The following is a 16683-nucleotide window of genomic DNA, read 5'->3' on the forward strand; positions in this document are numbered from 1 at the left end:
GAATGACAAGAGATTGGCTGCACTTAGAGAGTATGCTCAAACGGCTTGAATTCTAAATCCGAAACTTGAGTTAAATGATTATCATATATTGAGTTTAATAATAATTCTCAACTTGCGGGATCAACCCATACACGAAGACGTATGGAATTGACACCAAGGTCGCGCAAGAGCGACATGCAGTCCTGCTCGGTACCGTTGCTGTTGTAGAACTTTTTGCCTGAAGCCTGCATCTGTGTGAGCCAGCTCACGTCGGCACCCTTTGCAAAACCGGTCATGTCGTAGGTCGGTTCTTTCTGCGGAATTGTATCGTGGCCGTCGCTGCACGAAGATAACGTGACGAACGCCAAGGCAGCGAGTAGAAGCGGTTTAAGGAATGAAGAGAGTGTGAATTGGTCGCTCGGATCAGAGCCATATACTACAGAATTCTCGCGGTCGACAATCTTGATTTCCTCCCACTTGGCTGTAAGTGTGTAGAATGCAGATAAGCTATGGTGTCAACCTTGTTGGTTGCGAGCGCCGCTGTTCCCATCATCACACCATATAATATATTCTTTAGTTTCATTATAGTTTTCTTTTTAGTATTTGTTTAAAGCAAACGGATTTTTACTTTCCACTTTTCCCTTTTCCCTTTTCCCCTCGGGGATTCTTCACTTTTCACTTTATCTCTTGAAGATTTGAAACGGATAGGTTTTCGGTTCGGTTGCAAAATTACAACGAATAAAAGGAAAACCGCATCACAAATTGGACAAAAGGCAAAACAAAACAGACAAAAACGCTCGCAAACGCCCATAAACAAAGGGTTTGGCCGAAATGTAAATGACAAAAGAAAGGATAGGGAGTGTCAGAAGTTTAAGCAGTAAGGATGTTGTATATATGTAGGAGGGTATGGCGCCCCCGCCATACCCTGCGCAAGCAGTGGTGCAAATAATTGCAATACGAATGTATATGCTAACTGCTCAGGAGGGTAAAGTCAAGAGTCGAAAATATAAGAAGAAGGCTATCTGTAGGAGGAGGGTGTTCAAAAGTCAATTATACGGGCTGAAAGCCCAATAAGCACATAGCCCAAGGCAGCGCCTTGGGTGTATGGATTGAAAATAGCAATGCGCCCTGTAGGGGCAAAAGCATTGATAATTAACGCTTTTGCCCTTACAGGGCGCATTGTTTTTGGTGGCTTTTTACCTCAGGGCGGTGCCCTGGGCTATGTGCTTCTGCCCCCTTCGGTGCGTGCTGCTTTGACTTTTGACACGCCCTCCACTGGCAATCACTCTTTCCCCACTAACAATTCAACGCTTTAAAAATGGACTCCTTTTGCACTCCAAAACGAGTCCTTTTGCTCTCTAAAAGGAGTCCTTTTGCCCTTCAAAACGAGTCCTTTTGCACTCCAAAAGGAGTCCTTTTGTTTTCCTGTCATTTTACGCCACGTCGTCTGACGCGCAACAAACGAACCTTATGCCTTTATATTCAGCGAGTTAGCCGTGCGGTTGCTGCTCTGTTGCTCTCTTCGCCAGGAGCGCGGTTGGCAGCCGATTTTATGGCGTAAGCAGCAGAATGTTGGCATTGTTCTTCCGAGTATGACATTTTTTTTGTAATTTAACGCCGTGAAATAGAAACCATTAAAATGTCTTAACCCCACATGATATCGCAATGAGAACTTTACTCTTCACCTTTATACTTGCGCTGCTCTCAGCGCTCACATCAGCCCAGACATTCAGCAATATAGCCATTGCTGAGGCTTCGACCGTGTGCTCCATAGCACAGGACGAGCAGGGAATGGTGTGGCTGGGCACCGAGAACGGACTCTACTCGTACGACGGCTACCGCACCATTCAGCACAACACATCTGCCGACGGCACACCCATGGCATCACGCCTGCGGAGTATTCAAGAGGATAAACAATGGACCGACTTGTACATATATTAAATACCGACATACTGCCACCCCGCCAGTTCACCTTCCCGTTTTGCTACGAACCGCATCCGCTCTGCCGCCTTGCCGCCGCCGAAGTGCAACGCCACATCGTCGAGTCAGGCGTTTGGCATGGTGAGACGAGTTGTGGCAAAATGTTCGGAGTACTTGTAGTAAGATACGAATTAGGAGTTAGGAATTACGAATTAGGAGTTAGGAGTTGCGAGTTAGGAGTTGGGAATTACGAGTTAGGATTTATTGCCGCTTACTCCGGATTGCTTGCCGGTCGCAACGACTGGGCTTACTTTGTGCCGCCCGTATTCGATGCCCAGCAACCCGACGGACACTTTAAGGTGACCGAACGCAGCATATCCGACATCAACAGAGAGATAGACTGCATACGCCATTCGGATGAATACAAGCGTGTCAAAGCTGAAGAAGCGACGCTGCGACAGAAGGCTGCCGACCGTATTGCTGCCATGAAGCAGCGCATAGCAAGCGCCAAGGCTGAACGCGACCGTCGTCGCAGCGATGCCCAGGCAGGACTCGTGCACATCAGCGAAGCTGAAGCGGTTGCCATGACACGCGAGAGTCAGACGCTGAAGGCTGACCTTCGCCGGCTAAAGCAGCGTCTCGATGCAGAGCTTTCGGCTGCCCATGCCCTTACACAGCAGTACGACGAACGCATAGCAGCGTTGCGACAGCGCCGCCGAAGCATGAGCGACGAGTTGCAGCGGTGGCTCTTCACGCAATACCGCATGCTCAACGCGCGTGGCGAAGAGCGCGACCTCATCGACATATTCAGCACCACCACACATGGCATTCCGCCCGCTGGGGCTGGCGACTGCTGCGCACCCAAGCTGTTGCAGTATGCCTACAGCCACGGACTCCAACCCGTGTGCATGGCTGAATTCTGGTGGGGTGAGTCGCCACGGCAGGAGATACGCCATCATCTGAGCTATTATCCCGCATGCCGTTCGAAGTGCCTGCCCATACTGACGCACATGCTTCAGGGGCTCGACGTAGAACCCAATCCGCTCACGGCGACCGCATCGGAAGAGCTGAAGATAGTGTACGAGGACGACGCAATATGCGTTGTCGACAAGCCGGCAGGCATGCTCTCGGTGCCGGGCAAGGACAATGTGGAGAGCGTAGAGTCGATAATGCGACAGCGCTGGCTCCAGTATGACGGCAATCCGATAATGGTGCACCGCCTCGACCGCGACACCAGCGGACTGATGGTAGTGGCACGCACACTCGAAGCCTATCATTCCCTGCAACAGCAGTTTGCCTGCCGCACCGCAGCCAAACGCTACGAGGCTGTGCTCGACGGCGTTCCTGCCACACATGAGGGCACAATCAGTCTGCCCCTGATGCCCGACATAATGGACCGTCCGCGCCAACGTGTCGACATGGAGCACGGCAAACCGTCGGTCACCACCTATCGTGTCGTCAGCACGCAGGGCGGTCGCACCCTCGTGTGGCTATATCCACACACGGGTCGCACGCATCAGTTGCGCGTACACTGTGCCCACCCTCTCGGTCTTGCCACTCCAATTCTCGGCGATCCGCTATACGGACGCGGCACAGCAGCGCCACGAATGTATCTGCACGCAGCTGAACTGCAGATAATTCATCCCACAACTGGACAACGAATGAAGTGGTTGTCTACATTCATAGATAATTTATGGCAATAATATCATGTGTTGTGTAGTCACGAATTTCCATGAATTATCCATTAATTACTTATGTTATCGCTTTTTGCTTTGCGCATACATTTTTTTGTGCTTGTTTTATTTGTGCATAAAAAAAAAAGTATGTACTTTTGTACATTCAATGCCATATAATAGAATTAATCTTGAACAATTACTTAAAGAAATAACTATGAAATCAATTTATCTGATGCTTACTCTGCTGGTTGCTATGTTGCCGGTGGGAGCAAGTGGCTACAGTCCGCAACAACAGAACCAACAACAGAATCAACAACAAAGCAAGAAGAAGGAGCATACAGTCCGGATTAGTGGTAAAGTGAAGGATTCTTTCACTCAATTGGATCTGAAAGCCTTTGTCACCGTGATGAACCAGGACAGCACAGTGGTAGACACCATTACTACAAGTGGATGGGGACGAGACCTATTCTATAATGTTAATGTTCCAGCACGCCCAGCTACCTACATCATCAAGGCTGAGTGTGACGGATATGAGACCAAATGTATAAACCACAGAATAAAATATATAGCACGCAACAAGTCGTTCGAGATGCCTGCGCTCTTTCTGAAAAAGAAGGCAAACAAGGAGGTGATGCTCGACGATGTTGTGGTGACAAGCACCAAAGTGAAGTTTGCCTACCGTGGCGACACACTTGTATATAACGCAAGCGCTTTCAATGTGCCCGACGGTTCCATGCTCGACGTCCTTATCAGACAGATGCCGGGTGCGGAGATAAAGAGCAACGGCGACATCTATGTCAATGGCAAGAAGATAGACTATCTGCTGCTCAACGGTAAGGATTTCTTTAAGGGAAAGAACCAGATTATGCTTGACAATCTGCCCTACTATACTGTAAAGGAGCTAAAAGTGTACGACCGCTCTTCGGACAAGAGCCGACTTATGGGCAAGGAAGTGGCTAAGAAGGACTATGTGATGGATGTTGGACTGAAGCGTGAGTACAACCGTGGATACATAGCCAACATGGAGGCGGCGGGTGGCACCAAGGACCGATACCTTGGAAGACTATTCGGACTCTACTACACCGACCGCTCACGACTATCTATATTCGGCAATCTTAACAACATGAACGAGACACGCCGACCGGGAGGAAAAGGCGACTGGTCGCCTGCCAACAGTCCTCAGGGACAGAAGACCACACGCAAAGTTGGCATCGACTTCAGCACAGCATCGAAGAATGACAAATTCAACGAGAAGGGCAACATAACGTTTGGCTGGGATAATACGCACGACATGTCGCGCAATTCAACGGAGAGTTTTGCCTCTGCCGGCAATATCTTTAGCCGCAACATCAGCGACTCGCGCACCAGCAACCATAATTTTAATCTTTATAACTCTATATCACTACAGGGAGAGACTGGATTAGTGTTTGATACAAGTATTGACTATTACGACAACAAGTCGTTGTCCGTAAGCCGTAGTGCCACTTATTCTGTCGAGCCTAACCGTTGGGGTGACATCAACTCTACTATCGATTCCACATTCGCAGAGAATGTGCAGGGCACATTGCGTGACATTATCACCAACCGCTCGCTCAACCGCTCACTGTCAAAGGGACGCACGTTGAGTATTAATAGCGATTTGGAGACGTGGCACAAGTTGGCATGGGGCGACCGAATCGAAATGTCTGTGAATGTAAACTACAAAAACTCCAATCCTGACGAGAGTTTCAGTCTTAGCCGCAATGACTATTTTAAGACTGGCGACAAGGACCTGCGCAACTATTATAATGATAGAAAATCGAATAGCTATAGCTTGAATGCCAGCCTGAGCTATGGACTGGAGATACCATATACCAAATGGACTGTGCTGGCAGGACCCACTTTCTCGCAGGACTACAACTCAACAACGGGAATGAACTATCGTCTCGACCAACTTGGCGGCGAGTGGATGGCTAATCCGGAAATGATGTATGCCACTCTCCCGTCAAACATGCAGTTGCTTGAGGATGTGGTTGACAACAACACAAGCAGACGCTACAATACATTGAAGAGAAATTCGGGCGGTAATATAACGTTTCGAAGAAATGCTGACGACTCGTATTTTCAAATAGAACTCAAGCTGGTTGATGAAGACGAGCGTATCAACTACCATAGTGCGGCTCTTGACACCACAGCCACAAGAAGCCGATTCGTGTTCCGACCTGATATGTTCTACTATAAATTTAATAGTAAATTGAATTTGTTCGTTAGGTATTATGTGCAGAGCAGTTTTCCCGATTTCTTCAGAATTATGCCATATACGGATAATTCCAATCCGCTGTCGGTGACCGTGAACAATCCTAATCTGAAGAAATCGCTCTTTCACCACTACGACTTCAACTTGCGCCTTCGCGGACTCAAGAACCAGCAGTATGTGGGATTCTTCCTTACGGGTAACTTCTACCACAACAATGTAAGTGCGCGCACAAGATACAACACTCAGACGGGTGGCTACACATATATGAGCGACAATATCGGTGGAGGAGGCAACTGGGACTTCTGGTCAACCGTATCTTATGGTAGAGCTCTCGGCAAGGCCCGCTTGTTCAATCTCGACTATAAACTGTGGGTAAACGGACTGCGCCGCAAGGAATTCGACATTGCCTACGACGATGACCCTATGCAGGTATGCTACACTTTCAACTCAGAGTTGGGCAACAGCCTCTACTTGCATTTCCAAAAGGAGAAGTTGAGCATCAGCTTGGGTGGCAAGGTTGAATGGAAACACAGCGTCAGCGACCGCAGCAACTTCGATAAAATCAATGCCTACCAGTTTGACTATGGCGGCAGCATGACTTACACCTTGCCGTTGGGCATAACGCTATCTACCGATATCAAGGAGTATTGCCGTCGTGGCTACAGCGACAAATCGTTCAACACAAGTGACCTTGTATGGAACGCCTCGCTCGCACGTTCGTTCTGCAAAGGCAAGCTGACGTTCACAGCCGAGGCTTTCGACATACTGCAGAATCTGTCGAGCACACAGTATAATGTAAGTGGACAAAGCCGTTCGGAGACATGGCTGAACAGCCTGCCAAGCTATGCGATGATGAAGGTGGCGTATAAGTTCAGCAAGTCGCCGAAGAACAAAAAGTAAAGAAAAATGACTCATCCGATATTTGGAGTGAAACTATAATTTATAAGTGCAAATATCGGATGAGCCTAATTTCATTGCATATCGCTCCCCTCTCTGCTGGAGAGGGGTAGGGGACGGGCTTCGCTTTTAGTTGCATTCGTCCGAAAAAGTGTAAGGTTTGCTTAATTATTCGTCCGAAAAAGTGTAAGGTTTACTTGATTATTCGTCCGAAAAAGTGTATATTTGCGTCGGATATTCATCATAAAAAGTGTAATTATGCAGAGAGATATTTATAAGCAACTGTTAAGATGGAAGAATAAGAAGACACGTAAACCATTGATTCTTAATGGAGCCAGGCAGGTAGGCAAGACCTATATATTGCGTGAATTCGGCGAAAAAGAATATCAGAAAGTCGCATTCTTCAGCCTTGATCGCAATCAGAAGGTCAGAAAAGTGTTTGAGAAGAGTGGAAACACAGCCGATATTTTAATGGCTTTGTCTGCCATCAGTCAAGTAAATATCACTCCTGGCGACACTTTGTTAGTGCTTGATGAGATACAAGATTGTCCGAAGGCTTTGGAAGCATTGAAATTCTTTTGTGAGGAAACGCCCGACATTCATATTGTTGTGGCTGGCTCTTTGCTTGGATTGTCGCTCCATGATGGCACTTCGTATCCTGTAGGCAAAGTTGAGGAGATGCGTCTCTATCCCATGACTTTTTTAGAATTCTTAAATGCTATGGGCAAAACGCAGTTGGTTGATATCATAGTAAACAAAAACTGGACGGTCATCAACATGCTTGAAATGGAGCTTATCGGTCTCTTGCGACAATATTATTATGTAGGTGGAATGCCTGCAGCCGTATTGGCATACGTCGAACACAACAGCCTGCAAGAAATAAGAAGTATCCAGCAACAGATTCTTGCTGATTATCGACGCGACTTTTCCAAGCATGCTCCAGCACGCGAAGTGCCTCGTATAAATATGGTTTGGGATAGTATTCCGGCTCAGTTAGCTAAGGAGAATAAGAAATTCATATATGGAGCATTAAAGAAAAGTGCCCGTGCTACTGAGTTTGAGATAGCAATACAATGGTTGATTGATGCTGGTCTTGCATATAAGGTGGTTAGAGTCAATGCTCCTCGTTTACCTCTTAAATTCTATGAGGATACCGATGCCTTCAAACTTTTTATGCATGACGTAGGACTAATGGGGGCTATGGCTGAAACTCCTGCCGAATCGATACTTGTTGGCGACAATGTTTTTTCAGAATACAAAGGTGCTTTTACCGAACTATATGTTTTCACTCAGTTGAAAGCTTTAGGCATGTCGCTCTACTATCATTCGGTCAACAATTCAACTATTGAGATTGATTTTATTACACAGAGTCATAACAAAGTGGTTCCGATAGAGGTAAAGGCTGAAGTAAATGTAAAGTCGAAGTCACTTAGAACCTTTATCACCTGCAATCCGGAACTCAAGGCGATACGTTTCTCAATGCTTCCTTATATGGAACAAGATTGGATGACAAACATTCCTCTATATGCTTGTATGGCTGCAATATAAAGACAGCGAATATATAGAGTCGACTCTTATGCTCTATTGATAATAAGAATGTACAGGCTGACTGCGCAGGCTATGGCGTCCTCGCCATAGCCTCCTACTGTTAGCAATGTCTATTTTAATGATGGATAAAACTTTATCTTAACCCCCAATTCAACACTTAACATTTAACATTCAACACTTAATAAGCCCTCTTTTTTGTCCTGACCGCAACATTTTTTGGCGTATTTTAAAAAAAAACTAACAGTTGCTTTGCCGTTTTTAGAATTTGTTATATCTTTGCAAAGACTAATTTATAAACCTACAGACCATTTACTGCAACGATACTAACCTTCGTCTGCAGCAACATATATAAATATCGTCAATAACAACGATTAAACCATTAAATAACCATATTTACTAACAAACCAAAAGAATTATGCAAAAAGGACATGCTTTTAAGTTCTCCATGAGGGCTGGCTTGGCGACAATCCTTTTAGGTGCATCGCTTACCGTGAATGCGCAAGATGTTGTCAAGGGTATTGTAACAGATTCGACTGGCGAACCTGTAATTGGAGCAACTATTAAGGTGAAGGGTTCTGACAAGACTGGAACCATTACAGCACTTGATGGCGACTTCTCGCTTGCTGGTGTTCAGAAGGGTCAGACACTTGTAATTTCTTACATCGGTTTTACACCCCAAGAAGTTAAATTCAACGGAAAGGACATTAAGGTTATTCTCCAAGAAGACTCTAAGGCTCTTAACGAAGTTGTGGTTGTAGGTTATGGTAGCTCAAAGAAGCGCGACTTGATTGCTTCTGTATCTACTGTAAAGGCTGATGAAATGTCTAACCTTCCTGTCACCAACATTGCACAGGGTCTTGCCGGTCGTTCGCCTGGTCTTATCGTGCAGGCAAGCGGTGGTGGTGTAAACTCTACTCCTTCTATTAGTATCCGTGGTGGTGGCGATCCCTTGTACGTTATCGACGGCGTGGTACGTTCTTCTGTTGACTTCCGCAACCTTTCGCCCGACGACATCGAGTCAATGTCAATCCTTAAGGATGCTTCTGCTACTGCGGTCTACGGTTCGCGTGCGTCTAACGGTATCGTACAGGTTGTAACTAAGCGTGGTAAGAGCGGTAAGGTAAGCATCGACTACGACTTCAACATGTCGTTCTCACAGCCAAGTATCTGGCCTGAGAAGATGCACTCTTACGAGCGTGCTGAATGGGCTAACGTAGCTAAGAACAACGACCTTATGAATGGTCAGGAAAGCCCGGTTTACTCAGCAGAGGCTATACAGAAGATGCGCGACGGATCAGACCCGCTCAACTTCGGTGATACCAACTGGCGCAAACTTGTGCTCAGAGATTGGGCACCGCAGTCAAAGCACACTGTAAGATTGACAGGTGGTAATGATGTTCATCAGTTCTATATGTCAGTAGGACATATAGACCAGAACTCACTCTATCGCAGCGACAACCACTGGATGAAGCGTACTACATTCCGCTTGGCAGAGTCGGCTACAATCAAGGCTCTCGGATTGCAGGTTAACGCTGCCCTTGACGGTTATCGCCAGCATCAGGAGCACCCTTACACTTCTACTTCAAATAGTTACTATCATGTATTCTCGCACATTAACAATCAGTCGCCTATGCGTCCTGGTGTTAATAGTCTCGGATTGCCATACAACGTTACCGACAACCCCGTTGCAGAGACAGCAGCCGATGCAGGTTACCAGCGTAGCATTGTTAACGTTATCAACGGTAAGGGCGAGCTGGTATGGTCATGCCTTTGGGTAGACGGCTTGAAGGTTCGTCTTGCAAGCAACTACCGCTACTATGGCGAGACTTACAAGAACTGGCGCAAGGATGCAGCTCAGTACGACTGGGAATCAGACGTAGCTCAGTATGCCAACAAGCCACAGCTCTATCACCGTTCTGGCACAGGCTACTCTTACACCAACCAGGCATTCGTCGAGTATGCTAATACATTCGGTCAGCACAACATCTCGGCTCTCGGTGGTTTCGAGCAGTATTACGAGAAGGGCGAATCGTACGATGCTACACGTAGCAGCTACGATTTCTCTATCGACCAGATGGGTGTAGGTCCTGCCAACGACCAGTTGAACAGCGGTTCGGAGTCAGAACTCGGACGTGCTGCATGGATTGGTCAGGTGAAGTACAACTATGCCAACAAGTATTATGCAGAGGGAAGCATCCGTTATGATGGTTCTGACTATTTCGCACCGGGCCATCGTTGGGGCGCATTCTTCAGTGGAGCTCTCGGATGGGTTATTTCTGAGGAGAAGTTCATGAAGAGCCTTGTCGAGAAGAATATCTTCAACTCGTTGAAGCTCCGTGCTTCTTATGGTCAGACAGGTCTTGACAGCAGCGCAGGTCGTTTTGCCTATCTTACATCATACAGCCTTAACAACCAGGCTTATGTAATCAACGGCAAGTATGTGCCGGGATTCTCTGAGGGCAGTCTGCCTTCACCCGACCTCACATGGTACACCACACGCCAGACTGATATCGGCTTCGACTTCGCATCGCTCAACAACCGTCTCTACGGTTCGTTCGACTACTTCTACTACTCTACAAAGGGTTATCTGCAGTCGCCTACCGGTGACAGCTATCTCAACACATCTATCGGTGTAGGACTGCCACGCGTTAAGTCAGACAGCGAATTCCGTCGCGAGGGTTGGGAACTCCAGCTCGGATGGCGTAGCAACGTTGGCGACTTGAAGTATGACATCTCGGGCAACTTCACCTACTTCGACCAGCTTTGGGCTTTGAACCGCAGCGAGAGCGAGTCTTCATACATGAATCCTTACACTCGTCAGCAGCAGCAGAAGGGCTACTATGGCGTATTGTACAAGAATCTCGGCTACTACAAGAATGCAGACGATGTATTGAATAGCCCGGGCTATGTTAGTGGCTTGAACTCTGGCTATCTTACAGCTGGTGATATCAAGTATGAGGATACCAACGGTAACGGTATGATTGACGGTGGCGACCAGCGTCGTCTGGGCAAGGCATCTATGCCACGCGGCCAGTTCGGTATCAACATGAACTTCCAGTACAAGGGCTTCTATCTCAGCATGCTCTTCCAGGGTTCTACAAACTTCGGTATGTACATCCCGGGTTCGGCAGCTATGCAGACAGGCCAGGCAGGTACATTGCCAGTGGCATTCGACTATCAGACCGATACTTGGACACCTAACAACAGAGATGCTAAATATCCGCGTCTCATGGCCAACACCAGCCTCAACTCGAACAACAACTATCAGAGCAGTGACTTCTGGCTCATCAACGGTGCCTACTTGCGTATGAAGGACTTCCAGTTCGGTTATGACCTCAAGCACTCATTGCTGCGCAGCGTAGCATGGCTCTCACGCGCCAAGGTGGGTATCTCAGGACAGAACATCTTCACAATCTCTCAGGCTACCAAGTTCGGACTCGACCCAGAGAACTCTTCAGCAGAGAACTATGGCTATCCGGTAGAGCGAGTAATTGCATTTACAATTAATTTAGGATTCTAAACAATTATGAAAAATAATATTATTAAGATAGGATTGTTCGGCATTCTTGCTATGGGTGCCGCATCTTGCCAAGATACGTTGGATACTCATCCGACAACTACCTTCGACGAGGCTACTGTATGGGGTTCTAAAGCCACAGCAAATGCTTTCGTCAATGCCACCTACGACAATGTCATAACAATGTTCACTGGCAATGGCTCGTGTGCAAGTTGGGAGGCTCGTACACCTAACGGTATTAAGTGCTCACAAGTAGGCGAAGGCATTGATGGTTTAGCTACCGAGCTTGGCCTTTCAAGAAGTTCCGACTTCGGCATCAATCGTTTTGCACTGCTCCGCCGTTGCAACCTCATCATCCAGAAGGCTCAGGCTTCGACAGCCATGACCGAGGGTGATAAGGCAGAAATTATTGCCAAGGGTCGTCTGCTCCGTGGCCTTGTATTCTTCGACCAGGCACGCAAGATGGGACGTTTTGTCCCTATGTGTGAGGTCATTACAGAAAAAGATGAGGATAAGGCCACTATTCCTATGACTAAGAATGTAGCCGAGAGCTACAAGTATGTCATCGATGACTTGGAGGCTGCTATACCTGGCTTGCCTACTGAGGCTCTGCCAGGTGAACCTACAAAGTATGCTGCCGAAGTTCTGTTGAGCCGCGCATTGTTGCAGGCTTACGCTTACACAAAGAATACTGAGTATCTCGACAAGGCCATCACCTATGCTAAGGACGTAACAGAGAACTGCTCACTCAGCAACACCTATGGTGGCATGTTCAACGAGAAGGACGAGACCAATCCAGAGATTCTGTGGGGTTACTATCGTTTGAAGGCAAACTCTACAATTGGTGGTTACGAGGAGCTGATCCGCACATATCCTAACATCGGAGCGGACGATGTAACTAACTCAAAGTCGCCTGTTAAGGTGCAGAATCCTAACGGTCGTACATTTGAGGGATGGGCCATCTACTTCCCGACACAGGATATGGTTGACCAGTATCTCGTTACCGACGAGGAGACTGGTAAGGCTCTGCCTTGGTGGGAGACCTCACAGTACAAGAAGAATGTAGACGTCCTTGACCCGACAACTGTTACAGCGGCTGGACAGATTGATTCATACGAGCAGGTAAACGGCAATGCTCGTCGCATTCCTACTCCTCAGGACTTTGCACAGCTTAATAGCGCTCATCCTACCAATCTGCGCTACCACAAGCTGAAGGCAGGTTCGGAAACCAACCTTTCGAAGTTGATGTATAGCGGTCGCGATGCACGCTTTGCTTCTTCAATTGTTTACGACGGCTGTACATGGATTGGCGAGACTGTAGAAACCAACCTTGGAGGCAACCTCTCAATGGGCGTACGTGATAAGGAAGACGGTGGCTGGTACAACACTACTACTGGTTACTACTGGCGCAAGTCGAACATCGAGAGCCCTGAGCCACGTGCATATTTCGATTGTAAAGTACAGCTCCACTACAACATGTGCCGCACAGGCGAGGCTTTCATGAACCTTGCTGAGGCTTACCTCTTGAAGAAGGATGTTGCCAAAGCTGTTGAGGCTCTCAACGCCACACGCGTAAAGCATGGTAAGATTGCTCCATCTACAGCTACAACAGAGGCTGAGGCTTGGGCCGACTACATCCGCGAGCGCCGTGTAGAGATGGCAAATGAGAATGGCGACATCTATTTCAGCTACTTGCGCTGGGGTAAGTATGGTGGCTATGCCAACAACGGACGCGAGGCTGGCGACGTTATCTACGATCTCGACCGCCCAGTTTACAAGATTGAGATTTCACGCGACCGCACACAGTTGCTCATCAATCAGGTGACACTTCTTGGTAGTGCTAACCGTAACTTCACCACTAAGCGTTATCTCTTCCCTATTGCTCAGGGATTCCTCGACACTCGTGAGTCATACGGTCTCGACCACGAACAGAATGAGGGTTGGTAATTTAATTAAAGAAACAAAAAACAAAGAATATGAAAATCTTGAAATTCTTTATAGCCATGTTTGTCATGGCTCTGAGTTGCACCTCTTGTCTTGAGAGCGATCTTGAAAAGCTCGACACATACGATGGATGCGACATCACAGCAGGTTATGCATGGTATCGTTATAAGGGTACAGACAAAATCAACGCCAGCGGTGAGGTGCAGGTTATCCAGAAGCAGTTGCAGCGCACAGGTCAGGCTATCGACAACGAGGCTGCTACATGTGCATTGACATTCAAGGTGCCTACAAACTTCACTGAAAAAGAGAAGGCTGACGTTAATATCAACAATATCGTTGTTGCAGTCAACATCTCTACAGCATCAGTTATGCAGCCTGTTGAAGGCGCACCTAAGCTGGGTGTTCCTGCCGATTGGTCACAACCCCACAAGTACATTGTGAAGGCTGCCGATGGCAAATCAAAAATTTGGACAATCAGTGTAAATCTTAATAAGTAAGCTTTATACTTAGTGTAAAATAGGAGTTGAGAATAAGGTGAGAGGAGAGCTCTGTGGTTCTACCTTCCCACCTTATTCTTTTTAAATAGAACTTATCATAAAAGGAGTAAATGAAGAAAGATAATCTTAGAAATACTTTTGGAGCGCTTCTCTTGGGTTGTTTGTTGGGCAATGTTGCTACAACAGCTCACGCTCAGAAGGTAGTGTTCCCACAGCAGAAGCAGGCTGGAGTAGCTGCATTGAAGGTTGAAGCCCAGAAATTTGTACTCTCAAACAGTTTGTTGGAAGCATCTTATTCTGTTGTTGACGGCAAGTTGCACTTTGATGGATGCAGCGCTATGGACTTGCTGCCATCAAACGATCTGTTCAGTGTGCGCCTTGCCGACTGCACCGAGTTTGCTTCTTCGGATATGAAACTCGTGAGCGTTGAGGGCGAAACATATACTGCCGATAAAAAGGCAGCCAAGGGTTCAGAGCGTTTCAATGGTAAGGGCGTAAAGGCTGTATTTACTCGTGGCAGCATCAAGGTGGAGTGGCGTGCAGTGTTGCGTGACGGTTCGCACTATCTGCGTACAGAGATGAGCATTTCATCAGACAAGGATGTACGCATGGATAACATCAAGCCGATGATTTATGCCGTAGACAATAGCAAGGCTAAGTCGGCTCCCGTTGTTGTGGGCAACACTCGTGGTGCTGTACTCCTTAGCAACAAGATATTTGCAGGTCTTGAGACTCCTATGGGTGTCAATACTAATAATGTAGATCCTGCCGACATCGCTACTATCAACAACCGCGACGTAGTTCCGATGGTGGGCAACTGGGTGCGTCACACCACACTGAATGCCGGCAAGACATGGAATGTAAGCAGTGTTGTAGGTCTTGTGGCTGAGGGTCAGCCACGCCGTTCGTTTCTTGCATACAGCGAGCGTGAGCGTGCTGCTGCATGGCATCCAATGACAATCTACAACTCATGGTATGAGCTTAATATCGACCGCAACAACGCTCCCGGCAACCGTGGCAAGTACGACGCTGAGGACAAACTGAACCTTAAGGGCGACTATTCGGAGAATATGACAGCCACACAGTGCGAGGACGTAGTGAGCAACTGGAAGAAGAAGTTCTACGACGTTTACGGCAAGGCTCCGGTAGCATTTGTATTCGACGACGGATGGGATGCTTACGGAACATGGACATTCAATCCAAACTTCCCCGAAGGATTCAAGAAAGTAGACGCTATGGCTCGCGAAATGGGTGTAGGCATTGGTGCATGGCTCGGTCCGGTTGGCGGATATGGAGCAAGTGGCGAATATCGCCGTGGCTACTGGCGCGGACGTGGTGGCATGCAGCTCAGCAACCCTGCCTATTACGACTACTTCGTAAAGTGCTCAAGCGACATGATTGACAAGTACGACTTCCGCTTCTTCAAGTACGATGGCATCAGCGCCCAGTTCTCGGCTGTAGGCCCGGACATGACCGATGCAGGACTTGAAAACTGCGAGGCAATCATCAGCATCGAGAACGATGTTCGCAAGAAGCGTAAGGACATCTTCTACAACACCACCGTTGGTACATGGGCTTCACCGTTCTGGTTCCATGTGAGCGATGCGGTATGGCGTCAGGAAGGCGACTTCGGTACTATTGGCGTTGGCGACGACCGCGAACAGTGGATTACTTATCGCGACCGCCTTGTTCATCAGAACTTCATCGACCGTTCGCCCATCTGTCCTATCAATACATTGATGACACACGGCGTTATCCTTACCCGTTTCGGTGCAGTGTCTAAGACAATGAACTATGACGGCATTGTGCGCGAGATGCGTTGTGCATTCGGTTGTGGCTCGTCAATGGTTGAACTTTACACCGACTACAAGCTTCTCGACGAGATAAAGAACCGTAAGGGTAAGAAGGGCACATTATGGAAGCAGCTTGCTGATGCTATGGACTGGCAGCAGCGCAATGCTGATGTATTGCCCGACGTACATTGGGTAGGTGGCAATCCTTGGGATGGCAAGAAGGCCAACATTTATGGTTGGGCAGCATGGAACGGCAAGAAGACAACGCTTGCTCTGCGCAATCCAGATGTTGCAGGTCAGACACTAACAACAACCCTGCGCAAGGTGTTCGACATCCCTGCTTATATCAAGACAACCATCACCCTTCGTAGCTCATACTCCGACCAGCGTATTGGTAAGGGAGGCATTGAGGGCCTGCCCGTAGGCAAGGCTGTGGACATCGACAAGCAGATAACTATCACTATGCCTAAGTCGTCGGTATTCGTATTCGAGGGCGTTGACAATGGTAAGTTCGACTTTGGAGAAGCCAACAAATAATTGTTGTTGGCCAATCTATACTTAGTTTATAGGTAGAAAGGAGAGTATGTCAAAAGTCAATTATACGGGCTGAAGGCTGCTATCATAGGAGGGTAGGGCATCCTTGCCCTACCCACTCTGCCTTTATCTACAGTAGATT

Annotated in this window: 9 protein-coding genes and 1 pseudogene; 8 read left to right on the forward strand and 2 right to left on the reverse strand. The window is 47.6% G+C overall.

The window, feature by feature from the left end:
* Positions 1-116: 116 nt before the first annotated feature.
* Both I6E49_RS10500 and I6E49_RS10505 read right to left on the reverse strand, forming a co-directional pair.
* A pseudogene (locus tag I6E49_RS10500) lies at positions 117-347 on the reverse strand (glycosyl hydrolase 53 family protein); the annotation flags it as partial.
* A gap of 671 nt (positions 348-1018) precedes the next feature.
* On the reverse strand, positions 1019-1159 hold the full coding sequence (locus I6E49_RS10505) for a hypothetical protein (protein ID WP_235402211.1): 141 nt from the start codon (positions 1157-1159) through the stop codon (positions 1019-1021).
* A 485-nt stretch (positions 1160-1644) separates the two neighbouring features.
* Between I6E49_RS10505 and I6E49_RS10510 the strand changes: the two genes are divergently transcribed.
* From I6E49_RS10510 to I6E49_RS10545, 8 genes are all read left to right on the forward strand, one after another.
* The gene (locus I6E49_RS10510; RefSeq protein WP_235402213.1) at positions 1645-1920 is read left to right on the forward strand and encodes a two-component regulator propeller domain-containing protein; all 276 of its coding nucleotides are present in this window, start codon (positions 1645-1647) and stop codon (positions 1918-1920) included.
* Positions 1896-3602: a pseudouridine synthase gene (locus I6E49_RS10515; protein WP_235402215.1), complete on the forward strand. Its 1707-nt coding sequence runs from the start codon at positions 1896-1898 to the stop codon at positions 3600-3602. The genes I6E49_RS10510 and I6E49_RS10515 overlap by 25 nt, the downstream gene beginning before the upstream one ends.
* Before the next feature lie 187 nt (positions 3603-3789).
* The gene (locus I6E49_RS10520) at positions 3790-6711 is read left to right on the forward strand and encodes an outer membrane beta-barrel protein (RefSeq protein ID WP_235402217.1); all 2922 of its coding nucleotides are present in this window, start codon (positions 3790-3792) and stop codon (positions 6709-6711) included.
* 255 nt (positions 6712-6966) lie between these two features.
* Positions 6967-8256 carry an ATP-binding protein gene (locus tag I6E49_RS10525; RefSeq protein WP_235402218.1) on the forward strand — a complete coding sequence of 430 codons (1290 nt, stop codon included), beginning with the start codon at positions 6967-6969 and terminating at the stop codon, positions 8254-8256.
* A gap of 415 nt (positions 8257-8671) precedes the next feature.
* Positions 8672-11776: a SusC/RagA family TonB-linked outer membrane protein gene (locus tag I6E49_RS10530; RefSeq protein WP_235402219.1), complete on the forward strand. Its 3105-nt coding sequence runs from the start codon at positions 8672-8674 to the stop codon at positions 11774-11776.
* Between the two features lie 6 nt (positions 11777-11782).
* Complete coding sequence (locus I6E49_RS10535) at positions 11783-13720, forward strand: RagB/SusD family nutrient uptake outer membrane protein (protein ID WP_235402220.1); 1938 nt, start codon at positions 11783-11785, stop codon at positions 13718-13720.
* A 29-nt stretch (positions 13721-13749) separates the two neighbouring features.
* On the forward strand, positions 13750-14214 hold the full coding sequence (locus I6E49_RS10540) for a DUF5018-related domain-containing protein (RefSeq protein ID WP_235402221.1): 465 nt from the start codon (positions 13750-13752) through the stop codon (positions 14212-14214).
* Positions 14215-14324: 110 nt separating this feature from the next.
* A complete protein-coding gene (locus I6E49_RS10545; RefSeq protein WP_235402222.1) occupies positions 14325-16544 on the forward strand; it encodes a hypothetical protein in 2220 nt (739 codons plus the stop codon).
* The last annotated feature ends 139 nt before the right edge of the window (positions 16545-16683 follow it).

This window comes from Leyella stercorea (assembly GCF_021531655.1).